The organism is Chryseobacterium sp. MDT2-18, assembly GCF_030815285.1.
In the GTDB taxonomy this organism is placed as follows: Bacteria; Bacteroidota; Bacteroidia; order Flavobacteriales; family Weeksellaceae; genus Kaistella; species Kaistella salivictor.
In genome coordinates, this window is sequence record NZ_JAUSWQ010000006.1 from 156,674 (window position 1) to 178,473 (window position 21,800).

Annotated in this window: 22 protein-coding genes and 1 tRNA gene; 6 read left to right on the forward strand and 17 right to left on the reverse strand. The window is 37.9% G+C overall.

Features of this window, described 5'->3' with window-relative positions; genetic code table 11:
- Nucleotides 1–41 precede the first annotated feature (41 nt).
- Nucleotides 42–2,303 carry an FUSC family membrane protein gene (locus QF004_RS08335; RefSeq protein WP_307424949.1) on the forward strand — a complete coding sequence of 754 codons (2,262 nt, stop codon included), beginning with the start codon at nucleotides 42–44 and terminating at the stop codon, nucleotides 2,301–2,303.
- Here the strand turns inward: QF004_RS08335 and QF004_RS08340 are convergent.
- Nucleotides 2,279–2,890, reverse strand: a complete 612-nt coding sequence (locus QF004_RS08340; RefSeq protein ID WP_307424951.1) for a 4'-phosphopantetheinyl transferase superfamily protein — start codon at nucleotides 2,888–2,890, stop codon at nucleotides 2,279–2,281. The two genes, QF004_RS08335 and QF004_RS08340, sit on opposite strands and share 25 nt — an antisense overlap.
- Nucleotides 2,891–3,081: 191 nt before the next feature.
- Between QF004_RS08340 and ahcY the strand changes: the two genes are divergently transcribed.
- A complete protein-coding gene (ahcY, locus tag QF004_RS08345) occupies nucleotides 3,082–4,395 on the forward strand; it encodes an adenosylhomocysteinase (RefSeq protein WP_307424954.1) in 1,314 nt (437 codons plus the stop codon).
- Between the two features lie 295 nt (nucleotides 4,396–4,690).
- Nucleotides 4,691–5,137, forward strand: a complete 447-nt coding sequence (locus tag QF004_RS08350) for a hemerythrin domain-containing protein (protein WP_307424957.1) — start codon at nucleotides 4,691–4,693, stop codon at nucleotides 5,135–5,137.
- A gap of 150 nt (nucleotides 5,138–5,287) precedes the next feature.
- Here the strand turns inward: QF004_RS08350 and murA are convergent, their stop codons facing one another.
- The 4 genes from murA to QF004_RS08370 form a co-directional block, all read right to left on the reverse strand.
- A complete protein-coding gene (gene murA, locus QF004_RS08355; protein WP_307424960.1) occupies nucleotides 5,288–6,595 on the reverse strand; it encodes a UDP-N-acetylglucosamine 1-carboxyvinyltransferase in 1,308 nt (435 codons plus the stop codon).
- A gap of 2 nt (nucleotides 6,596–6,597) precedes the next feature.
- Nucleotides 6,598–7,239, reverse strand: coding sequence for a DUF4290 domain-containing protein (locus QF004_RS08360; protein ID WP_133440102.1), 642 nt, complete (start codon nucleotides 7,237–7,239; stop codon nucleotides 6,598–6,600).
- 499 nt (nucleotides 7,240–7,738) lie between these two features.
- Nucleotides 7,739–8,149, reverse strand: a complete 411-nt coding sequence (locus QF004_RS08365) for a thiol-disulfide oxidoreductase DCC family protein (RefSeq protein WP_133440101.1) — start codon at nucleotides 8,147–8,149, stop codon at nucleotides 7,739–7,741.
- On the reverse strand, nucleotides 8,149–8,646 hold the full coding sequence (locus tag QF004_RS08370; RefSeq protein WP_307424966.1) for a heme-binding domain-containing protein: 498 nt from the start codon (nucleotides 8,644–8,646) through the stop codon (nucleotides 8,149–8,151). The genes QF004_RS08365 and QF004_RS08370 overlap by 1 nt, the downstream gene beginning before the upstream one ends.
- 145 nt (nucleotides 8,647–8,791) lie before the next feature.
- Between QF004_RS08370 and QF004_RS08375 the strand changes: the two genes are divergently transcribed.
- The 3 genes from QF004_RS08375 to QF004_RS08385 are packed head-to-tail and all read left to right on the forward strand — an operon-like array spanning nucleotide 8,792 to nucleotide 9,999.
- Nucleotides 8,792–9,430 carry a peroxiredoxin gene (locus QF004_RS08375; protein WP_133440099.1) on the forward strand — a complete coding sequence of 213 codons (639 nt, stop codon included), beginning with the start codon at nucleotides 8,792–8,794 and terminating at the stop codon, nucleotides 9,428–9,430.
- 12 nt (nucleotides 9,431–9,442) lie between these two features.
- Nucleotides 9,443–9,751, forward strand: coding sequence for a co-chaperone YbbN (locus QF004_RS08380; protein ID WP_133440098.1), 309 nt, complete (start codon nucleotides 9,443–9,445; stop codon nucleotides 9,749–9,751).
- The gene (locus QF004_RS08385) at nucleotides 9,751–9,999 is read left to right on the forward strand and encodes a hypothetical protein (protein ID WP_133440097.1); all 249 of its coding nucleotides are present in this window, start codon (nucleotides 9,751–9,753) and stop codon (nucleotides 9,997–9,999) included. The genes QF004_RS08380 and QF004_RS08385 overlap by 1 nt, the downstream gene beginning before the upstream one ends.
- 56 nt (nucleotides 10,000–10,055) lie before the next feature.
- On the opposite strand, the gene QF004_RS08390 is transcribed toward QF004_RS08385, so the two are convergent.
- The 12 genes from QF004_RS08390 to QF004_RS08445 all read right to left on the reverse strand — a co-directional run bounded on the left by QF004_RS08390 (nucleotide 10,056) and on the right by QF004_RS08445 (nucleotide 21,487).
- Complete coding sequence (locus QF004_RS08390) at nucleotides 10,056–10,550, reverse strand: hypothetical protein (protein WP_307424972.1); 495 nt, start codon at nucleotides 10,548–10,550, stop codon at nucleotides 10,056–10,058.
- A 202-nt stretch (nucleotides 10,551–10,752) separates the two neighbouring features.
- Nucleotides 10,753–12,318, reverse strand: coding sequence for an NAD(P)/FAD-dependent oxidoreductase (locus tag QF004_RS08395; RefSeq protein ID WP_307424975.1), 1,566 nt, complete (start codon nucleotides 12,316–12,318; stop codon nucleotides 10,753–10,755).
- A 111-nt stretch (nucleotides 12,319–12,429) separates the two neighbouring features.
- Complete coding sequence (locus QF004_RS08400; RefSeq protein WP_133440095.1) at nucleotides 12,430–12,927, reverse strand: GNAT family N-acetyltransferase; 498 nt, start codon at nucleotides 12,925–12,927, stop codon at nucleotides 12,430–12,432.
- 201 nt (nucleotides 12,928–13,128) lie between these two features.
- Nucleotides 13,129–13,647, reverse strand: coding sequence for a DUF421 domain-containing protein (locus QF004_RS08405; RefSeq protein WP_307424980.1), 519 nt, complete (start codon nucleotides 13,645–13,647; stop codon nucleotides 13,129–13,131).
- Nucleotides 13,648–13,730: 83 nt separating this feature from the next.
- On the reverse strand, nucleotides 13,731–16,565 hold the full coding sequence (gene uvrA, locus QF004_RS08410) for an excinuclease ABC subunit UvrA (protein ID WP_307424983.1): 2,835 nt from the start codon (nucleotides 16,563–16,565) through the stop codon (nucleotides 13,731–13,733).
- A gap of 579 nt (nucleotides 16,566–17,144) precedes the next feature.
- Nucleotides 17,145–17,218: transfer RNA gene (locus QF004_RS08415), tRNA-Ala, on the reverse strand.
- Between the two features lie 83 nt (nucleotides 17,219–17,301).
- Nucleotides 17,302–18,093 carry a bifunctional 2-polyprenyl-6-hydroxyphenol methylase/3-demethylubiquinol 3-O-methyltransferase UbiG gene (locus QF004_RS08420; RefSeq protein WP_307424986.1) on the reverse strand — a complete coding sequence of 264 codons (792 nt, stop codon included), beginning with the start codon at nucleotides 18,091–18,093 and terminating at the stop codon, nucleotides 17,302–17,304.
- The gene (locus QF004_RS08425; RefSeq protein WP_282905051.1) at nucleotides 18,093–18,509 is read right to left on the reverse strand and encodes an EamA family transporter; all 417 of its coding nucleotides are present in this window, start codon (nucleotides 18,507–18,509) and stop codon (nucleotides 18,093–18,095) included. The genes QF004_RS08420 and QF004_RS08425 overlap by 1 nt, the downstream gene beginning before the upstream one ends.
- Nucleotides 18,510–18,568: 59 nt before the next feature.
- Nucleotides 18,569–19,918, reverse strand: a complete 1,350-nt coding sequence (gene hisS / locus QF004_RS08430) for a histidine--tRNA ligase (RefSeq protein ID WP_307424989.1) — start codon at nucleotides 19,916–19,918, stop codon at nucleotides 18,569–18,571.
- Between the two features lie 91 nt (nucleotides 19,919–20,009).
- The gene (locus QF004_RS08435) at nucleotides 20,010–20,492 is read right to left on the reverse strand and encodes a GNAT family N-acetyltransferase (RefSeq protein ID WP_307424994.1); all 483 of its coding nucleotides are present in this window, start codon (nucleotides 20,490–20,492) and stop codon (nucleotides 20,010–20,012) included.
- Nucleotides 20,493–20,617: 125 nt separating this feature from the next.
- The gene (locus QF004_RS08440; RefSeq protein WP_307424997.1) at nucleotides 20,618–21,067 is read right to left on the reverse strand and encodes an HRDC domain-containing protein; all 450 of its coding nucleotides are present in this window, start codon (nucleotides 21,065–21,067) and stop codon (nucleotides 20,618–20,620) included.
- 90 nt (nucleotides 21,068–21,157) lie between these two features.
- Nucleotides 21,158–21,487 carry a single-stranded DNA-binding protein gene (locus tag QF004_RS08445; protein WP_307425000.1) on the reverse strand — a complete coding sequence of 110 codons (330 nt, stop codon included), beginning with the start codon at nucleotides 21,485–21,487 and terminating at the stop codon, nucleotides 21,158–21,160.
- Nucleotides 21,488–21,800: the final 313 nt, after the last annotated feature.

Here is a 21,800-nt window from a genome sequence, read left to right on the forward strand (position 1 = left end):
TTTGAGGCTTTTTTTTGACCTTAAAAGTTTAAATTTGTAAAATGAACTATGCAACCGAATTAAAAAAATTTGCAACCAGCCAGGCGATTTCCTCAGCGGTTCGTATTTCGTTGGCCATTGTTTTGCCCAGTGTAATTCTGGCTCATTTTGGTTTGCTCAAGGAATTTTTCCTCTTTCCTCTTGCCACCAGTTTTGTAGGACTTACAGATCAGCCCGGACCTTTTATCCGGAGAAGAAATGCTTTAATTCTGGCGATTGCTTCTTTTTTCCTGGTCTCCATCGTGGCCAGTGTTATCAAAAATTTCCCGATTCTAATTTATCCGGAAATTATTATTTTCAGCATTTTCTTTACCATGATCGGCGTTTTTGGCCAGCGACTGGCTGCGGTGGGTTCTTTGTCTTTAGTGGTTTTGGCCATTTTTATAGACGGCCATTTAACCGGAGGTCATATTATTAAAAGTTCCCTGATTTTTCTCGCCGGTTCTATCTGCTACTTTATTATTTTTCTGATTGTTTCCAAAATGCAGCCTTACAAGCTGGCAGGACAGATGATTGGTGAAAATTATCTGGAACTTGCAAAATACCTTTCCCTGAAATCAAAATTTTATTTAAAGGATCCTAATTTTGACAGTCTCTATTCTCAGATTATTACCAAGCAGATTTCAATCAAAAATCTTCAGGAAGAAACCCGGGAAACCGTTTTTAAAACCCGGAAAATCGTCAACGAATCCACAACTACCAGCCGGTTGTTGATGCTGATGTTCCTTAATTCCATTGATCTGCACGAAAAACTGATGACTTCTGAAAGTGATTACCGCAAGGTTCAGGAAAACTTCGGTGCAACAGAATTTTTAAACGCTCTGGGAAATTATCTGCAGATGCTTTCAGAAGAAATGAGCAATATCGGGATTGCACTGCAAAGCGGCTCCAAAGCAAAACCTATCCGCAATATCGACGAATCACTGGAAAACATATATAACGATTATTTTGATTTACGAAACAGCAAATTAACGCCCGAAACGCTGGAAGATTTTATGACGCTTCGTTTAATCCTGAATAGAATCACAGTGATCTCAGATGAAATAAAAACGATTTACAAAGTTTTCAGCCAAAATCTAAAAATGGCAAAAAGTCTTTCTACAGGTCTTGATGTAGAAAAATTTGTGACCGCAGAGGAGAAACTTAACAGCAAAATATTTCTTGCCAATTTTTCTTTGCAGTCAACGCACTTCCGCCATGCCATTCGGATTACAGTTGCTTTAGTGGTAGGTTACTTTATTTCTCAGCTCAAGTTTTTAGGAATCGGTCATTCTTACTGGATCTTTATCACCATTGTAGCGATTTTGAAACCCGCTTATGCCACGACCAAACACCGGAATCTTTTACGGTTATACGGAACGGTGGCCGGGGCTTTGGTGGCTTACGCAATTCTGTATTTCATTCCTTTTCAGAATGTGCTCTTTGTCCTTTTCATATCTGCTATGGTGCTGTGTTTTGCTTTTCTGAAAACCAATTATTCAGTGGCCGTCTTTTTCATGACCATCTATATTTTTCTTGCCTTTAATATTTTAAATCCGGGAAACTTAAACACGATTTTTAAAGACCGGATTCTGGATACCGTCATTGCGGGCGCCGTGGCTTTTGTGGTGTCCTATTTTGTTTTACCGGTTTGGGAACATACCCAAAATCTGGATCTCATGAAGAAATCTGCCGAGAGCAATTTCAAATATTTCTCTGCCGCAATGGCTTTTTTTAAAGATGAAAATATTGGAATTGAAGATTACAAACTCAAAAGAAAAGCCGCTGTCATCGATCTGGCCAATCTTTCTGATAATTTTCAAAGGATGATTTCCGATCCGAAAAACCAACAGAAAAAATTAGAACATCTGCATCAGTTTGTCATTACTTCCCATTTAATTACGGCGTATATCGCTTCCTTTTCTCAATATTCAGAAACCGACAAACATTATCCGGAAATCGATTTTAACGGTTGGGATCTAAAGATTTCAGCAGAATTAGTGAGAACGAAATTAATTTTAAATCAAAAAAACCTTCATCAAAATATTTTGCAGGAAAGCAAACTCGAGCCGGAAGATTCTGTAGAAACGCTGCTCGAAAAGCGGAAAAAAGAGCTGCAGGAAAACGAATTCTTTGACCGCCGCGATCCGGGCAGAATCACCCATTTAACGGAACTGAAAAATTTAAAGGAAATTCTGGAATTGATTTATGATGTAGCAAGAGAGCAACGAAAAGTCGTCGAAAATTTAGAACCGGAGCTTCAGTCCACGATCGTGAAACAGTAATTTTCGAAAAACTCGACGCGCGCTCTGTACAGATCCGAAACGTGCTCATCGTGCACCCGGCACCTGATATTAAAAGGAAAATCCAAGCTGAAAGGTTTTACTTCATAATGTTTTTTCAACGACCAATAGTTCGAATGATGAATTTTGTACAGACTTTCCTTCAGCGACCAAATAACGGTGAGATAGGCAACTTCTTTATCTTTTTCGATAAAACCGCTTTCCTCATCCTGCAAAAATTTGTGCTGAATCCTGGTAATTTTCTGATTAAAAGGTTCTACATCAATTCCAACTTTATTTTTCGAAATCGCCAGAGCGGCAAAGGGAAAAGAATGCGTTACCGAGATTTCATAATCATTCGGCGACAAATATGGTTGTCTGCCTTCGTACAGAATTTTATGATTAGGCAAAACTGATTTTAAGATTTTCCTCACCAAAAGGGTTTCCTTCAATTTAGTAGGATGATAGTCTTTTATTTTATCAAAATTCTCTTCTTCTAAAAGAAACTCTACATCCAAATCCTCTTCTTCACCATACTTCCAAAGAAGAATGGTGGCCTGATCATCTGAAAAATCCCGGTAAAGTGGCATTGAAAATTTATTAGACGGTAAAATTACACAATTCTTTAAATACGTACTTGCAAAATTTTTTGCATCTGCCAGCACATTTTGTTATCCATATTTCGTTTGAGCAATAGATTAAAAGCATAACCGGTATTTTGTAATTGAACTAAATTTAAAGAAAGACATTTCGTATCTTTGCATCAAATTTATTTTATCAGATGGATACTACAACCCAATACATTCCTTATAAAGTTAAGGATATCTCACTAGCCGATTACGGGAGAAAAGAAATTAATTTAGCCGAAGCAGAAATGCCGGGATTAATGGCGATTCGTGAAGAATACGGCCCGTCTCAACCATTGAAAGGGGCAAGAATCGCAGGTTGCCTTCACATGACGATTCAAACTGCTGTTTTAATTGAAACTTTAGTAGCTTTGGGCGCAGATGTTACCTGGTCGTCCTGTAATATTTTCTCTACCCAAGACCACGCTGCTGCTGCAATTGCCGCTGCCGGAATCCCGGTTTACGCCTGGAAAGGAATGACTGAGGAAGAATTCGAATGGTGTATCGAGCAGACTGTATTTTTCGGTGAAGACAGAAAACCATTAAACCTTATTTTAGATGACGGTGGCGATTTAACCAACCTGGTTTTCGATAAATATCCTGAATTAACAGCGGAAATCAAAGGACTTTCTGAAGAAACGACTACAGGAGTTCACAGATTATACGAAAGAATGCAGAACGGAACTTTGGTAATGCCTGCAATCAACGTGAATGATTCGGTAACAAAATCAAAATTCGACAATAAATACGGTTGTAGAGAATCTGCAGTTGATGCCGTAAGAAGAGCAACTGATGTAATGTTGGCGGGTAAAAGAGTGGTAGTTTGTGGCTACGGTGATGTTGGTAAAGGAACTGCGGCTTCTTTCAAAGGTGCCGGCTCTATCGTAACGGTAACCGAAGTTGATCCAATCTGTGCTTTACAGGCGGCAATGGAAGGTTTCGAAGTTAAAAAACTGAGTTCTGTCGTTGAAAATGCAGATATCATTATTACCACTACCGGTAACTTTAACATTGTTAAAGGAGAGGATTTCAAAAGAATGAAAGACAAAACCATCGTTTGTAATATCGGTCACTTCGATAATGAAATCGATATGGCTTGGCTGAACAAAAACTACGGCGACACCAAATATGAAGTTAAACCGCAGGTTGATGTGTACAATATCGACGGAAAAGAAATCATCATTTTGGCAGAAGGCCGTTTGGTAAATCTTGGCTGTGCAACAGGACACCCAAGCTTTGTAATGAGCAACTCATTTACAAACCAGACTTTGGCTCAAATTGAATTGTGGACCAACTCTTCCGCTTATGGAAATGAAGTTTATACTTTGCCAAAACATCTGGATGAAAAAGTAGCAGCTTTGCACCTTGCAAAATTAGGCGTAGAACTGGAAACTTTAACCGAAGCTCAGGCAAAATATATCGGTGTTGATGTAAAAGGTCCATTCAAACCGGAATATTACAGATACTAAGATTACGAATATTTAAAATATTTTATATTAAAAGGAACTCTCTGAAAATTTCAGAGAGTTCCTTTATTTTTCGCAGACTCTGCAACCTGTCGGCAAATGATTGACGAAAGCATTTAATTAAAAAAATAATCTTTATTCGTAATTAAGATATTTTTATTCTGGACCTTTGATAAGCACCTTAAAAAAGTGAGAAAAAAACAGCATATTTGCAAATGAAATCTTTGTCTCGTTCACGGCGAGATTAAAAATATTTACTATAATTAAAGCAGGATATTCATATTTAAAATAAAAAGCTATGAAAAGACATGAAGCCTTAGTACAACTCAGTCGTGACCATCATTTCGGACTTTTGCTCTGCTGGAAATTAAAGGAGGGTTTAAAGAAAGAAATCGCCGTTGACCGAATGTCAAAATATATCGATTTATTTTATCTTCAAAATCTAAAACCTCATTTTGCGGAAGAAGAGGAAACCATATTTAAAGTTTTAGGCGAGGAGCATCCTTTAATTAAAGAAGCGATTTCTCAGCACAGAATCATGCGCAAGATGATTGAAGATGGTTTAAAAAACCCAGAACAAATCGAAAATTTCCGTGCTTTACTTGAACTTCACATCCGAACAGAGGAACGGCAGATTTTCCCGGAAATAGAAAAACAGGCAACCGAAGAACAATTGCAGGCCATCTTAAAACTGGATCATCCTGAATTAAAAGAGCCGGAATATGATGACATCTTTTGGAAGTAAAAGTTTCCTAAACCAATAACTTTCAGTTACTATGTATTACTAAAAACAAAGACAACCAGTTCTGTTGAACTGGTTGTCTTTATTTTAAACTTATATTTTGATGATTGATTATCTATCATCAACATTCGTGAATTCGTGGCTGTATAAAAGTTAAATCCGTTCGATATCAGCACCAATCGCTTTCAATCTTCCGTCGATATTTTCGTAACCACGGTCGATCTGTTCAATATTATGAATAACCGAAGTACCTTCAGCCGAAAGCGCCGCAATTAACAGGGCATTCCCTGCTCTGATATCAGGTGAAACCATGGTAGTACCTCTTAACGGATATTCGTGATTTAAACCGACAACTGTTGCTCTGTGCGGATCACACAGAATAATCTGCGCTCCCATATCTATTAATTTATCCACGAAGAACAAACGGGATTCAAACATTTTCTGGTGAACGAGCACTGTACCTTTTGCCTGGGTAGCCACCACCAAAATGATAGAAAGTAAATCCGGCGTAAATCCAGGCCACGGCGCATCTGAAACCGTCAGAATAGAGCCGTCAATGAATTTCTGAATTTTGTAATTTTCCTGAGCCGGAATGAAAATATCATCGTCTCTCTTTTCTAAATCAATTCCTAATTTCTTGAACGTATTTGGAATCACTCCAAGCTCTTTCCAGTTTACATTTTTAATGGTAATTTCAGATTTCGTCATTGCAGCCAGACCGATCCACGAACCGATTTCCACCATATCGGGCAACATCGTATGTTCTGTTCCGTGCAGATGAGCCACGCCTTCGATGGTCAATAAATTGGAACCGATACCCGAAATATCAGCGCCCATTCTGTTCAGCATTTTACACAATTGCTGCAGGTAAGGTTCGCAAGCGGCGTTGTATATTCTGGTTTTTCCTTTGGCTAAAACGGCAGCCATTACAATATTGGCAGTTCCCGTTACCGAAGCTTCTTCCAGCAAAATAAATTTACCGTGAAGTTCTTTCGCCTTTAACGTATAAAAAGATTCTTTTTCGTCATAATGAAAATCCGCACCCAACTCTACCAATCCCTGGAAATGTGTATCCAATCGTCGTCTGCCGATTTTATCACCACCCGGAGTCGGCATATAAGCTTCGCCAAATCTTGCCAGCATCGGACCGAGCAGCATTACCGATCCACGAAGTTTTGCACCGTCTTGCTTGAAATCCTGCGATTTCACATAATCAAAATTGACCGCATCTGCCTGAAATGTATAATCGCCGTGTCCGTTTTTAGTTATTTTCACGCCGAAATCCTGCAAAATCTCAATCAACCGGTTCACATCATGGATGTCGGGGATATTTTTTACGCGCACTTCTTCATCCGTCAGCAATACTGCACACAAAATTTGAAGCGCCTCATTTTTAGCACCTTGCGGCGTAATTTCGCCATGCAGTTTTTTTCCTCCTCTAATTTGAAAACTTCCGCTCATTCTTATTTCCGGTTTTTATTGTTTTGAATATTTTTTCTGTTATTTTGGTTCTTTGGATTATTTCGCGGATACGATTTATTGGTTCGGTTCGTTGCGTAATAAATTTTACTTTTTTCTAGTGAATCCAAAACGGTTAAATCCAAACGGTTTTTCGAAAGGTCTTTTAAATGACGGAAAATCACCTCATCCTGTACGTGTTCTTTGTTATAAACATTATACGATTTTTTCATATTGTTGGCAATCACCTGAATCAAAGCGTCTTTTTCGTCGCCTGCTTCTAACTCAATTGCTTTATCGATCAACTGCAAAATACTTTTCCCGTAAAATTTAAAATCACCCTGAAGTTTCGGGTATTCCATTCTTTTAGGTTTCACCTTCATTTCTTCCTGGGTTAGGATATGATAAGGTGAATCTACGTCTAAATCATATTTTGCTAAAATGAAAAGATGATCCCACAATTTATGTTTATAATTTTCTTCATCACGGAGCTGAGGATTTCTCTGACCCATAAAATCTACAATCGCCACCGCCATTTCATTACGTTCGTCTCTGTTTTCAATCTCCTTGCAACGTTCTACCAGTTGCTGTATAATTCGGCCGTATTCCGGCATTTGGAGATGCGTTTTGCTTGTATTGTATTCCATAGGTGCAAATATAAGAATTTGTTGAGGTTAATGGTTTTAGTTTGCTGTAATTTTTTGGGCGTGCCCCTTCATTGCCGTTGCTGAGCGCTGTTAGGGCTTGTAGCCCTAACAACGCTTTCCCCTCCATTTGGGTCGGTCTTCGGCTCCAATCTTTTTTTTAGAAAGAATTTGTTCAAAAAGAAGACTTAGAAAAAAAAGGATTTCCACCTGCGTCCTCACGCAGACCCGTTCATGACTTCAATTCCCGAATTAAAATCGGGATTTAGAATTTTTTTTTTAAAAGATTAAAGCAATTTTATAATTATCAAAATAAGTTTCGGTTATAACCTTTGGGAAATATTAATGGATAAACGGGCTAAAGCGCGTTCCTGTTGATACCGAAACTGATATTTCAAAAAAGTATCACCCTTTCTTTTTTTAACTTTCAGAGAAAGGATATAATGTGCAAAAAGGAATCTCCCGTCTGTCATCTCTTATCTTCTGCGAAGCACTATATCATCTACTCCACAAACTTTTTCCGCTCTTCTGCAGTAGGAATTTCGCAGGCTCCAGAATTGAGTTTTTTCCTGTTTGCCGCTACGCTGTTGTAAAAGAAATCAGTCAGCGAAGTTGGCAAAAACCGCAAATAAGATAATAGTTGATACGATCCTCCGATGAGTTCACAAACCTTGAAAACAGCCTGTGATTTCTGTAAATAATATTTTTCAGGTTTCCAAAGGTAAAGAGTGCTGAGGTTTTTTACTTCCAAATTCCTTTCGCTTAAAAACTGCTGACCAAAATTCGATTGCAAAGCAGCAAACAGAAAATTATTCTTCGAATCTTTTTTTAAGATCCAGTGCACCCAGAAATTACAGAAGCCGCATTCCCCATCATAGAGAACGTAATATTTGGAAGGATCAATTTTTGTCATTATTTAACTTTAAAATCAGATTTTTCAACTGAAGTCGGTAAATCATTTAAAATACGCGTGTCGTTCTCCATAAATTTGAAATAATCGATCACTTGCTTTTTATCCGCCGCATTTAATTTAGCTTCGGGATGAAGGATTACATAAGAATCCAGCGGCATTTCATTTTCCTCCATCATTTCAACAGCTTCTTTCAATTTCTTGATCTGCCGTTTCGTCTCGTAAGTTGCAAAAGTCGAGAAGTTCAGCTCTTTTCTGCCTTCTTTAATATGGCTTTCCAGAAACCAACCAAATGGCTGCGTATTCGCATACCACGGATATTTTGTTTCATTGCTGTGACAGTCGTAACAGGCATTTCGAATTAAATTAGCCGTTTTCTCCGGGGTGTTTTTAATTTTTAAGAAATCCATTTGCGGTGTGGCAACGGGATTATTCTTATCAATCGGAAAAAACTGTATCAGTATAAAAGCCACGATGATAATTATCAGTACTTTTTTCATTTTAAAAATTTTGTTGTGTGAATTTATAACTTTAATTTTAAATGAGAAAAAACTTTCAACGTTATAGATTTTATAAATCGAAAATCATTTTTTGATTGATGAGAAATTTGTACTTTTGCATCAGAAATTTTAAAACAACAATATTATGTCATTAGTAGGAAAAAAATTCCCAAACATCTCCATCGATGCAATGTCTGAAATGGGTGATGATTTAAAAATCAACATTTTTGAAGAAGCAACCAAGAACGAACAAAAGGTTCTTTTATTCTGGTACCCAAAAGATTTCACTTTTGTTTGCCCGACAGAACTTCACGCTTTTCAGGAGGCTTTAGGTGAATTTGAAAAAAGAAATACCAAAGTAATCGGTGCTTCCTGTGACACCAATGAAGTACACTTTGCCTGGTTAAACACCCCAAAAGACAACGGTGGAATCGAAGGAGTTACTTACCCGATCCTGGCAGATACGCACAGACAGTTAGCAAACCTTTTAGGAATTGTAGATCAGGATTTTGATTATGATGAAGAAGGAAACGAATCTTTCACAGGATCAAATGTAACGTATAGAGCTACTTATTTGGTAGACGAAACTGGAAAAATCTTCCATGAAGCGGTGAACGATATGCCGTTAGGAAGAAACGTGAAAGAATTTTTAAGATTAATCGACGCTTACACTCACGTACAAAAACACGGTGAAGTTTGTCCTGCAAACTGGGAAGAAGGAAAAGATGCAATGAAAGCAAACAGAACTTCTACCGCAGAATATTTAGCGTCTCACAAAAACTAAAAAAAAAGAATTATGTATACAGAATTAGCAGATGACACTTTGCAGCAAATCGTAGCAGACAACGATAAAGTTGTGGTGCAATACGGCGCGACATGGTGTGGAAACTGCCGGATTATGAAACCTAAATTCAAAAAATTGGCGGCAGAAAATGAAGACATTCCTTTTCTATACGTCGATGCAGAAAAATTACCTGAAAGCAGAAAATTAGCAAAAGTAGATAATTTACCAACGTTTGCTATTTTCAGTAAAGGAGAGCTGGTGAATCAGGTTCAATCGAATCAGGCAGAAAGTCTTATTAATCTTTTTAAAGAACTTAATTAATGAAATTACCTGTAATCAGACAGTTTTACCAAACGCAGTCTGTAGAAAATCTAGAGAAAACTTTAGAAGTCATCGAAGCATTTACGGAATTCAGAGGAACAACTGAAGAAGATCTTAACGTTGCCGGAGAATTGATTACCAATATCTGCGGCGCACTCGAAGTTCATGCAAATGTTGCGACCGGAATGGCGGAAAGAGACGCGCTGAACTCTTTTGCTCAAAAGGTTTTAGGATCGATCGACAAGTAGTTTTCAAGTAAAAATGAAAGAAAAAAGGTGGGAAATTATTTTCCCACCTTTTTATTTTAATCGTCTTTACGGTCTTTGCGATTTTTGTTGTATTTCTTATTGTGGTCTTTGCCCTTTTTGTAATCCTTATAATTCCGATCTCTGTAGTCGTCATCACGAGATTTTTCCCACTGATTATTTCTTTTTTTCTGTTGCCCTTTCGCGTAATCAGTTGCTTTACCACCGTAGATTTTTTTCGCCTGTCCTGGTGGAAGGTTTTTTCGGTTTTGATTAGGATAATACACGGTTTGGTTTCCGTTTCTTCCTAAAACACCGGGTTGTCCGTACACGTCTCCTGTTCGGATTACCGTTCCGTTTTGATACACATTTCCGTTTCGGTCGCGATAGACTTCACCGCGGCGGTAAACCTGTCCGTCTCCGGCTCTGTAAACCGTACCATTATTTACTCCATCATTGGGGTAACTGTTTCCGTACGGATTCTGGGTCGCACCGCAAGAAGTAAGCGTAACCGCCAAACCTGCTCCTAATAGTATTTTGAATAGATTTTTCATTATTGAAATTTTAAAGATTTAACTTTAGACCTTTCAATGATGATGCCAACTCATAAATAAGTTCGATTTTTTACTTTATTAAAATGGAAACTTCTATAACCTACTGATTATCTCTATGAAAACGACATCAAATTTGTCCTGTTAATTCGTTTTTATGACTTCAAATTTTCACTAAAAAAACTTTCGAAATTTTAATCAATATCTATTTTAAATTTAAACTTTCCGCCACTTTCAAAGCACATTTTTCCCCATCAATTGCAGCAGAAATAATTCCACCCGCATAACCTGCTCCTTCGCCACACGGATACAAACCTTTGATCTGAAGATGTTCCAAAGAAAAGGAATCTCTCGGAATCCGAACCGGAGACGAAGTTCTGCTTTCCGGTGCGTGCAAAATCGCTTCATTCGTCATGTATCCTTTCATGGATTTTCCAAATTCTACAAATCCCTGCCGCATAATCTGACTTAAAAATCCCGGGAAAACTTCTCCCATTTCAATCGATGTCGTTCCGGGAACATAAGAGGTTTTGGGAATATTTTGCGAAATTTTATTTTGGGTAAAATCGACCATTCTCTGCGCAGGAACTTTTTGAGTTTCGCCCGCCAAATGCCAGGCTTTCTGCTCGATTGCTTTCTGAAACTCCATCCCTGCTAAAGGTCCGAATTTTTGATAAGGTTTGAAATCCTCTAATTTCAACTCGACCACAATTCCTGAATTTGCGGTGGGCTGATCTCTTTTGGAAGGCGACCAACCATTCGTAACCACTTCGCCAGGACTCGTCGCACACGGCGCAATGACACCGCCCGGACACATACAAAATGAGTACATTCCGCGGCCGTTGACCTGTTTCACCACAGAATACGGTGCAGGTGGCAAAAACTCACCACGATAATCGCAGGAATACTGAATCCGGTCAATTAATTCCTGGGGATGTTCTGCTCGTACGCCCAAAGCAAAAGGTTTGGCTTCAATATAAATATTTTTCTTATGCAGCAATTCGAAAATATCCCGTGCGGAATGTCCCGTTGCTAAAATAACTTTATTGACTGAAATGATGTTTCCATTCTGCAGAACAACACCCTGCATTTCGCTGTTTTTCACCACAAAATCGGTGACGCGGGTTTCAAATAAAACTTCTCCGCCACAAGCGATAATTTGTTCACGGATATCCTGAATAATTTGGGGCAGTTTATTGGTTCCGATATGGGGATGGGCATCGACCATGATATCTGGAGTAGCTCCAAAACCAACAAAAAGTGCTAAAATACGATCGATATCGCCGCGCTTTTTTGAACGGGTATATAATTTTCCGTCAGAGTAAGTTCCTGCTCCACCTTCGCCAAAGCAATAATTAGAATCTTCATTTACAATTCCGTCAACATTAATGGCTTTCAAATCACGGCGACGGCCCCGCACCTCTTTTCCGCGCTCTAAAACAATCGGTTTCAGTCCCAGTTCTATCAGTTGTAAAGCAGCAAACAATCCGGCAGGACCAGCGCCCACCACAATTACTTCCTGCCTGTTCGCGACATTTGGATAGTCCGGTAATTCAATTTTAGCGGGAGTATAATCTTCACCAATTAAATAAACAATTCCTTTAATATTTACTTTCACCGCCTTTTGCCGGGCATCGAAAGAGCGTTTCAAAACCACTGCTTTAAGAATTTCTTCCGGACTTATTTTACAGAATTTTGCGACCTGTTGTGCTAATAAATCTTCGCTGGCAGCAACTTGGGGCGATACTTGAAATTGAAATTCTTTTGGCATTGAATAGAGTTAAGAGTAAAGTTTTTAAAAGGTTTTCATCGGATCAATCATTCCTGCTGCAAATTTCTGCTTTTTATTCAATACAAATAATATAAAATAAAAATTTATCATCTAAATTCCCACTACCCTGCTTCTTCTTTCGAGTAACACAACATTTCGCCACTTTCCGTTCATTTCGCCAATTCTTTCTCTTGTGCCGATCATCGTAAAACCATGCTTTTCATGAATTTTCACGCTCACTGTATTCTCGGGGAATATTGCGGCCTGTAAAGTCCAGAAGCCGTTTTCTTCACTATCGAGAATCAGTTTTTTCATCATCACGGTTCCCAGTCCTTTTCCCTGAACTGAAGTGTCTAAATAAATGCTGACTTCGGCAACACCTTTAAAACAATCGCGATTGCTGACAGGTTGCAGGGCGCACCAACCCACCACTTCATCCGTTTCATTTTCTAAGACGAAACGGCACACATTAAAATGTTTGGTATCCCAGGCTTCCCAGGCAGGTGCAACTTTATCGAATGTCGCATTTCCACCGTTAATTCCCTGTTGAAAAATTTCTAAAACTTTATCGCCATCTTCGGGACGCATTGGTCGTATTTCGTAATTCATTGTTTTCTAAATTATAATTTCTGATAAGAGCCTATTTATTTTTTTTGCCGCCAAAGAATCAAAAGAGCAATTCGAAAAATCAGTCATACAAAAGTTGAATTGATTCCTGCATTCCCATTTTGCATTTTTATGGAAATCCTGTTCTCCACTTTTATTCTTTGTCACTTTATGGTTTAAAGATTTATATTTTCAAACAGTTCCTTAAAACTTATGGCTTTTTCTGGGGAATTTTCGACGGCGGCGTGAAAATTTGGTAGAGCCGGTTTCCTTATCAATAGAAATAACACTGATGTTACCGTCAACTTCCAAAACTGCCAGTTTCACATCGATGATTTTTTCGATCCCGTGTTCCCGGACAGCTTCTTCCAACTCATCAAAACTAACTTCCTGTTCCTTCATTTTTAAATTATCCACGACGCCGTCTTTGATTAAAATGATCGGATCAGATTCTACCAGACTTTTAATCTTTGGATTTTTGAAAATTATTTTTTTAACGATAAAATTGGCTATAAATAAAACCAGTGCCGCGACCAAACCTCCTTCTAAACTTACATTAGAACCCACCATTGCATTCTGAACGGCATTTGAAATCAAAAGAAGCAACACAATATCACCTGCATTTAACTGCGAAAGTTGATTCTTTCCAAAAACCCGGATTGCGGCAAACATAAAAAGATAGACTGCGAGACTCCGTAAAGCGACATCAACAAATGGATCCATTATTTACTTTTTTATAATACAAAGTAAAAGAAAATAAAAAAACCGAACATCACATTCGGTTTTTGATTTTTTAAATAATTACTTTAACTGTTTAATTCTCTTTTCAAGAATTTTGCAGTTAAAGATTTTTTTGATTTGGCGACTTCTTCGGGCGTTCCTTTGGCAATGATTTCTCCACCGCGGTAACCACCTTCCGGACCGATGTCGATGATATGATCTGCCAATTTAATTACATCTAAATTATGTTCAATGATAATAAACGAATTCCCCAGTTCGACCAATTTATTGATGGCGTCCATCAACACTTTTACATCTTCAAAATGCAATCCGGTCGTTGGTTCATCCAAAATATACAAAGTATTTCCGGTTTGTCTTTTCGATAATTCTGTGGCGAGTTTAATCCGTTGCGCTTCTCCTCCACTCAAAGTTGTAGATTGCTGACCAAGCGTGATATATCCCAAACCGACATCCTGCATGGTTTTTACTTTGGAAAAGATCTTAGGAATCGGCTGGAAAAATTCGGTGGCTTCATCAATCGTCATTTCCAAAACATCAGAAATGGATTTTCCCTTATAACGGACTTCTAAAGTTTCACGGTTAAAACGTTTGCCATTACAGGTTTCGCAATGAACGTACACATCAGGCAGGAAATTCATTTCAATCACTTTCAAACCTCCGCCCTGGCAGGTTTCGCAACGTCCGCCTTTTACATTAAAGGAAAACCGTCCCGCTTTGTAACCCCGGATTTTAGACTCGGGAAGTTCAGCAAAAAGATTCCTGATATCGGTAAACATTCCGGTATAAGTTGCGGGATTCGAACGCGGTGTTCTGCCAATCGGCGTTTGATCCACATCAACTATTTTGTCGATGTTATCAATTCCTTCAAATTTTTTGTAGGGTAAAGGTTCTTTTACGGCTCTATAAAAATGCTGATTTAAAATTGGATACAAAGTTCCATTAATCAAAGAAGATTTTCCACTTCCTGAAATTCCTGTCACAACAACCAGTTTTCCAAGCGGAATTTCTAAATTGACATTCTTCAGATTATTTCCGGTCGCACCTTTTAGAATTAGTGTTTTTCCATTTCCTTCTCTGCGAACTTCGGGAACTTCTATTTTGCGTTTTCCGGTCAGATAATCTGCGGTGATGGTATCGGCATTTAATAAATCTTTCGGTTTTCCCTGCCAAAGAACTTCACCACCGAATTTCCCTGCACGCGGACCGATATCCAAGACCTCATCGGCTTCCATAATCATATCTTTGTCATGTTCTACAACGATTACAGAATTTCCGATATCGCGTAAGTTTTTCAAAGATGCAATAAGTCTTTCATTATCTCTTTGGTGCAAACCAATCGACGGTTCATCTAAAATATAAAGCACATTCACCAGTTGTGAACCGATTTGTGTTGCCAAACGAATCCTTTGAGATTCCCCGCCGGAAAGCGTTCGTGAACTTCTGCTCAAACTCAGATAATCCAAACCGACATCGAGCAGAAACTGCAGTCTGGTTTTGATTTCTTTTAGAATTTCGTGAGCGATGATTTTATTGTTTTTGCTGAATTTATCTTCAACCTGAATCAACCATTCTTTTAAATCAAGAAGCGATAAAGCATTAATTTCTGCGATATTTTTGCCATCGATTTTAAAACTTAAACTGGACGCCTGCAAACGCGCTCCGTTACAGTCCGGACAAACCTCTTCTGTGGTGAAATGGCGTTCTAACAAAGTAGCATCGTAACTTTCTTTGTCATCAATCATTTCATTAATCAAGGAAACTAAACCATCGAAATTGACTTTGATTTTCTTATTAATTCCTGCCAGTTTTAAATCTTTATTGATTTCTTTGTGGCAACCGTGGTAGATGTAATCCAGGGCTTCTTTCGGAATATCCTTAATCGGCGTTGCCATAGAAAGACCAAAAATCTCCAAGATATTTTTAATCTGACCCAGAATCCATTTGTTAGATTTAATGTCTTCTAACGGCAGCAAACCACCCTGATTGATAGAAAGTTTCGGGTTTTCTACAAAATAGTCGGTATTCACTTTTTTCACCATGCCCAAACCTTTGCAATACGGGCAACTTCCTTTCGGAGAGTTAAACGAAAAAGTATTCGGTTCCGGCAAAGACAATGAATGTCCGGTGTCGGCATCCATTAAATTTTTAGAGAAATACTCTATATTTTCACTTGCTAATTTTTGAATTCCAATCACTCCTTCGCCCATGTGCAACGCAGTTTTTAAGGATTGTTCCATTCTGGCTTCAGATGCGTTTTCGCCGATAATCCACCGGTCGATCACGATATCGATGTCGTGGGTTTTGTAACGGTCGAGTTTTAGATCATATTCAATATCCAGAATCTCGCCATCAATTCTTGCCTGACCATATCCTTTCTTAGCCATCTGCACAAAAAGTTCGTGGTAATGCCCTTTTCGGGAACGAACTGCCGGAGCAAGCAACATTACTTTCTCTCCTTTATAATTATTTTTAATGGCCTCTAAAATCTGTTCTTCGGTGTAACTTACCAGTCTTTGCCCAGTCGTTAAAGAGTATGCATCTGAAACTCTGGCAAAAAGCAGACGTAAAAAGTCATACAGTTCGGTGACTGTTCCTACGGTAGAACGTGGATTTTTATTCGTCGTTTTCTGTTCAATCGCAATCACGGGAGAAAGTCCGTCGATTTTATCAACATCCGGTCTTTCCAGTCCACCGAGAAATTGTCTGGCATACGCCGAAAAAGTTTCGATATATCTTCGCTGACCTTCCGCAAAAATCGTATCAAAAGCCAACGATGATTTCCCACTTCCTGAAAGCCCGGTGATTACGACCAGTTCATTGCGCGGAATTTTAACATCGATATTTTTTAAATTGTGTTCACGGGCTCCGTAAACTTCTATATATTCTTTAGGATCTTTCATTTTTAAACCTCGAAATTTGAATTTTCGGGATTGGCAAAAATACGGAATTTTTATAGGATAATAAGTTAAGAATTCTAGATTGAATTTTAATTTAGAATTAAAAATAATGAATTAAAGCAGCCTCAAAAAATTAATTTAAGAATTGATTTCCACTCCATTTAACCGAATTAAAAAAACATGATCGAGTTTCCCGGGCGATTTAGAAATTGCAGAATCCGCAGACCTGCATCATATCAAAAATATTACCGAAAAAAAACCTGAACGCACCGCGATGGTTTGGAATACTATGGAAAATTTTAAGCTAAAATCCCTTTATATTGATGGAGAAAAAAAATCAAAACTAATGTTAGTGACTGTTATGATCATTTACCTAGTATTTCTTCAGCAAAAGGAATGCATATCGAAAACAGTGAAAATTTACGGGCTTGAGCTCATCACATTATTAAAACAAAGAAAGTGTCTCAATACTCCAACTAACCCTCAGAGATTCTAATATTTGAACCCTATGCTCGAACAGGAGTCCGTGAGAAAACCATAAAAAAAGCCGTTTCATATAGTTATGAGACGGCTTCTTTTTTGTGGAGGATATCGGGATCGAACCGACCACCTTTAGACTGCCAGTCTAACGCTCTAGCCAGATGAGCTAATCCCCCATTTTAAAATCCAAATTTTACAAAGTAAATTTCGGATTTGCAATGATACAAATTTTTGTGATTTAAAAGCAACATTTCTGTATTTATTTTTTTTCGGCAACCAGGGAATATACGAGCGGAATTCTATTTTCAAATTGTGGGATTTGATATTTTCCTTTTTCGACTTCCTCAATATGCCGGAAACACGGATATGGAGACCAATTGTATTCCTGAAAGCTTTGCAGAAGGAGATCCTCACTTGATAAACTGGTAAAAACTTCTGAAAGGGAATGATTCCAACTCACTTCTTCATTCATCAAATCGGCACGTGGATCGGCATATGTTCCCTGATTGGTTTCAATAATCTGTTCATTATTAAAATAACTGTGTTTGACAAAAGTGAAGTCGTCATCATACATCCAAACCACGGGATGAAATTCTACGAAGATCAATTTACCCCCAGGTTTTAGAAAATGAGCAATCACTTCGGCCCACTTCTGCAAATCGGGAAGCCAGCCAATTGTGCCATAAGTCGCATAAACAATATCGAATTTTTGATGTAAAACATTTGGCAAATCATAGACATCTGAAACTAAAAACTGAGTATCTGTTTCACACTGTTGCGCTAATTTCTTTGCTGCCTCAATCGATTTATCCGACAGATCGATTCCTGTAACTTTTGCTCCTAAACGGGAAAGTGAAATAGAATCCTGTCCGAAATGACATTGCAGATGAAGAATGTTTTTGTCTTTGATATCGCCTAAAAGCTCCAGTTCAATGGAGTTTAAAGAAGTTCGTCCTTTTACAAACTCATCTACGAAATAGAAATCAGATTTTAAATGCGAATCTACTTTTGCATTCCATAATTTACGATTGATATCGAGATAATTTTCCATTATTTCCAGATTAAAAATAAAGTTCCGGCGATAATTAAAGAAGCGCCGACTGCTGTTTTCCAGGTTAATGTTTCGCCTAAAAATATGATGGCAAAAATTATAGTCAACGCCAAACTGAGTTTATCAATCCCGGCTACTTTTGAGACTTCGCCCATTTGCAAAGCTTTAAAATAAAAAATCCAGGAAAAACCGGTTGCAAATCCCGATATGATGAGGAAAATCCAGTTTCGTGACGAAAGTTCTCCGAGCGCTTTATATTCATTTCGGAAGAAAACGATCATCCAAATCATGATTAAAACAACGACTGTTCGGATAGCAGTCGCCAGATTAGAGTTTACATTTTCTACACCGACTTTAGCAAAAATCGCTGTCGCTGCTGCAAATAAGGCAGAAAGTAAAGCGTAGATCCACCACATTTTTTGAGTTATTAATTCTGTAACCGTGACAAGATTCTGAATCTTGTGGTTACCTTTGTTTAATCTAAAAATTCTTCTACCGACTGAATAATCTGTTCACCCGTTTTTAAATTCTTAATGGTTATTTCCCTGTCTGAAATTTCCTGTTCTCCGTAGAAAACCAAATTGGGAATTCCCTTTTTCTCAGCGTATGTAAATTGTTTTTTCAGTTTTGCAGATTCCGGATATAATTCTGCAGAAATGCCTTTTGACCGAAGTTGACCAATCACTTTCATGGCCGCTAAAGATTCGTTTTCGCCATAGTTGGCAAAAAGATATTGCACCACGTTTATAGAATCCTCAGGAAATAAACCAAGTTCTTCCATGACCAGATAAATTCGGTCTAGACCGAAAGAAATCCCAATTCCGGGAATGTTTTTCACACCGAAAACTTCGGTTAAATTATCATATCTGCCACCGCCGCCGATGGACCCCATCGCAACATCAGTCGCTTTCACTTCGAAAATTGCGCCGGTATAATAATCGAGCCCACGTGCTAAAGTAATATCGAATTTTAAACTTTCTTCAGAAATCCCCAATTCAAAAGATTTCGTCAATACAAATTCCAACTCCTCTACGCCAGCCGTTCCGATTTCATTTCCCTGAAATTTCTCTTTTAACTGTGCTAAATTCTCCAGTGCTTTTTCACTTTGATTAAAAAGAAAATCCAGTTTATCTATAGAGTCCTGACTGATGTTTTTTTCTAAAAGCTCTTTAACAACTCCCTCTTTTCCAATTTTATCGAGTTTGTCGAGCGCCACCGTAAAGTCGATCAGCTGATCTGAAATCCCGGCAAATTCTGCCAGACCAGAAAGAATTTTTCGGTTGTTCAAATGAAGAACAACATTCACTTTAAGTTCAGCAAATGACTTTAAATACAGTTGAACCAACTCTATTTCCTGCCATAAGCTCACGCTTCCCACCACATCCGCATCGCATTGGTAGAATTCGCGGAAACGTCCTTTCTGAGGACGGTCTGCGCGCCACACCGGTTGAATCTGATACCGCTTAAAAGGAAAAGTCATTTGACCGTGATTCATGGCAACATATCTGGCGAAGGGCACCGTTAAATCATAACGCAATGCTTTTTCGGAAATTTGCGAAATTAACTTTTGCGAGTTTTTGGCCAACCAGTCTTCGTCTTTTGTTTTCGACGCAAAGTCACCGGAATTCAGAATTTTGAAAATCAAACGGTCGCCTTCTTCGCCGTATTTTCCGGTTAAAGTGGAAAGGTTTTCGAAACTTGGTGTTTCTAAAGGCTGAAAACCAAACAGTTCAAAATTCTTTTGTAAAATATTGATAATAAACTTTCTCCGGTAAACTTCTTCGGCGGAAAAATCTCTGGTTCCTTTGGCTAAACTGGGTTTCATAGGTATCGTAATGAATAATAGGTGTTGATTAATTATGCTGGCAATATACTTGCATCAGTCTGCAAAAATACGGAAATATTAATCTAAATCCCTAAAAATGCCTGATCATCCAAAGGTTGCAGCCGCTATGTCCCGAATTGCCCAATGGTTTTTCTAAGTAAGTGAAACCCTGCTTTTCATAGATGGAAACTGCGGTAGAAAATTCGGGTAAACTTTCAATATAAATGGATTGATAACCCGATTTTTTTGCAAACTCAATACTTTTTTCCATTAATTTTTTGCCCAATCCTTTTCCACGACAATCTTGATGGATATAAAACTTAACGAGTTCACCACATTTTTCCGGTAAACCTTCGGTAGGGAAAATCCCGCAACAACCGCATAATTTGCCGTCTAATTCTGCGACAAACAATGCTGAGTTTTCTTTGCTGAACAACTCGTATAAATGATCTGTCGCTGCATCTTCATAAACAGTTCCCGGTGTAGGAACTTCAAAATCATGAAAGCAACTTCGTATTATTATTGCCAAAGCGCCATTATCTGATTTCTGAATTTTTCTAATAATTGTTTCCATTTTATAAATTTAATAAAACTTGCTGATTTAGTACCCTAAAAAAGAGTCTCGATCTGAGGAATTTACAAATCAAAAAAACCGAAGAAAATTTCTCCGGTTTTTGAAAATATATAGTTTTTGTGTTTTTAAACGGTTTCTAAAATCTCAATAATTTCCTGGCCGTAGTTTTCGATTTTATGTTTACCGAAACCTTTGATTTCGAGCAACTCTTCTTTTTTGGCAGGCTTGTATTTCGCAATTGAGAAGAGTTCTTTATTGGTTGCGATAAAATAAACCGGCAGTTTTTGATCTTTTGCTTTTTCCGACCGCCATAATTTGAGCGAGTCGAGAATTTTTATTTCATCTATGGAGAGTTCTACTTCCTTTTCTACACTGTATTTTTCAGATTTCGGTTCATTGATCTGCAATTCCAATTCTTCGAAATAAAGAACAACAGACCAATAACTTTCTTCGTCTTTTACAAAAGCGGTTTCGTACTTCAGAATGGTGTTTTGCTGGAGAAAACGGTCGAGCCTTTTTTGATCATTGTAAATGAATTCATCTGATAATCTGATTTTAAATATTTGAATTTTCATGGTATTTGTGTTTTTAATATTAATTTTCAAAAGGGAAAGCAAGCCGGATTTCCAGATTTCATGGGGAAAATCCGGTTTTGCTTATCCCTTCTATCTACTGCCCAAAAGCAAAAGTTCTAAAACCCGAACTTCCGTAATGTAGCGTTTCTGGCCATCTTTATCATCATAGTTTCGGTATACGATTTTTCCTTCCACGGCGATTTCCTTTCCTTTTTCGACGTATTTTTCCATAATATCTGCTGTTTTTCCGCTGCAGACCAAGTTGTGCCATTGTGTTTCTTCTACTTTTTCACCCATGGCATTGGTGTAATGATCGGTAGTTGCCAAACTTACTCTGGCCAACTTTCCGTTTTCAAATTGTACAATTTCTACGTCTTTTCCTGTTCTACCCACTAGGGTAATTTTGTTTCTTAGTGACATGGCATTAGATTTATATAATTAAACATTAGAAACGAGTCTCACTGTCTTTCCCGAATCTCTACTGCAAAGGTTCACAAGCTTTCAAAAATTAGTCGGTACGGAACCGCTTACTATCGTTTGTATCCATTTGCATCGGATAAAACACTATTTACCAATATTATACAAAAAGTATTTTTTGAGGAAAAAGCTCAAATGTTTTTTAAGAATTCAAAAGACCAAAAAATTGGCTCACCAATTCCAAATGGAGATTTTAATATTCTAAATGCGTTAAATGTTTAAAAAAGGAGAAGAATTTAAAGTTTAAAACCACAAA

Coding starts and splice junctions, on each gene's coding strand:
- QF004_RS08335 (WP_307424949.1), top strand. CDS start 42: ATGAACTATGCAACCGAATTAAAAAAATTTGCAACCAGCCAGGCGATT.
- QF004_RS08340 (WP_307424951.1), bottom strand. CDS start 2,890: ATGCCACTTTACCGGGATTTTTCAGATGATCAGGCCACCATTCTTCTT.
- ahcY (WP_307424954.1), top strand. CDS start 3,082: ATGGATACTACAACCCAATACATTCCTTATAAAGTTAAGGATATCTCA.
- QF004_RS08350 (WP_307424957.1), top strand. CDS start 4,691: ATGAAAAGACATGAAGCCTTAGTACAACTCAGTCGTGACCATCATTTC.
- murA (WP_307424960.1), bottom strand. CDS start 6,595: ATGAGCGGAAGTTTTCAAATTAGAGGAGGAAAAAAACTGCATGGCGAA.
- QF004_RS08360 (WP_133440102.1), bottom strand. CDS start 7,239: ATGGAATACAATACAAGCAAAACGCATCTCCAAATGCCGGAATACGGC.
- QF004_RS08365 (WP_133440101.1), bottom strand. CDS start 8,149: ATGACAAAAATTGATCCTTCCAAATATTACGTTCTCTATGATGGGGAA.
- QF004_RS08370 (WP_307424966.1), bottom strand. CDS start 8,646: ATGAAAAAAGTACTGATAATTATCATCGTGGCTTTTATACTGATACAG.
- QF004_RS08375 (WP_133440099.1), top strand. CDS start 8,792: ATGTCATTAGTAGGAAAAAAATTCCCAAACATCTCCATCGATGCAATG.
- QF004_RS08380 (WP_133440098.1), top strand. CDS start 9,443: ATGTATACAGAATTAGCAGATGACACTTTGCAGCAAATCGTAGCAGAC.
- QF004_RS08385 (WP_133440097.1), top strand. CDS start 9,751: ATGAAATTACCTGTAATCAGACAGTTTTACCAAACGCAGTCTGTAGAA.
- QF004_RS08390 (WP_307424972.1), bottom strand. CDS start 10,550: ATGAAAAATCTATTCAAAATACTATTAGGAGCAGGTTTGGCGGTTACG.
- QF004_RS08395 (WP_307424975.1), bottom strand. CDS start 12,318: ATGCCAAAAGAATTTCAATTTCAAGTATCGCCCCAAGTTGCTGCCAGC.
- QF004_RS08400 (WP_133440095.1), bottom strand. CDS start 12,927: ATGAATTACGAAATACGACCAATGCGTCCCGAAGATGGCGATAAAGTT.
- QF004_RS08405 (WP_307424980.1), bottom strand. CDS start 13,647: ATGGATCCATTTGTTGATGTCGCTTTACGGAGTCTCGCAGTCTATCTT.
- uvrA (WP_307424983.1), bottom strand. CDS start 16,565: ATGAAAGATCCTAAAGAATATATAGAAGTTTACGGAGCCCGTGAACAC.
- QF004_RS08420 (WP_307424986.1), bottom strand. CDS start 18,093: ATGGAAAATTATCTCGATATCAATCGTAAATTATGGAATGCAAAAGTA.
- QF004_RS08425 (WP_282905051.1), bottom strand. CDS start 18,509: ATGTGGTGGATCTACGCTTTACTTTCTGCCTTATTTGCAGCAGCGACA.
- hisS (WP_307424989.1), bottom strand. CDS start 19,918: ATGAAACCCAGTTTAGCCAAAGGAACCAGAGATTTTTCCGCCGAAGAA.
- QF004_RS08435 (WP_307424994.1), bottom strand. CDS start 20,492: ATGGAAACAATTATTAGAAAAATTCAGAAATCAGATAATGGCGCTTTG.
- QF004_RS08440 (WP_307424997.1), bottom strand. CDS start 21,067: ATGAAAATTCAAATATTTAAAATCAGATTATCAGATGAATTCATTTAC.
- QF004_RS08445 (WP_307425000.1), bottom strand. CDS start 21,487: ATGTCACTAAGAAACAAAATTACCCTAGTGGGTAGAACAGGAAAAGAC.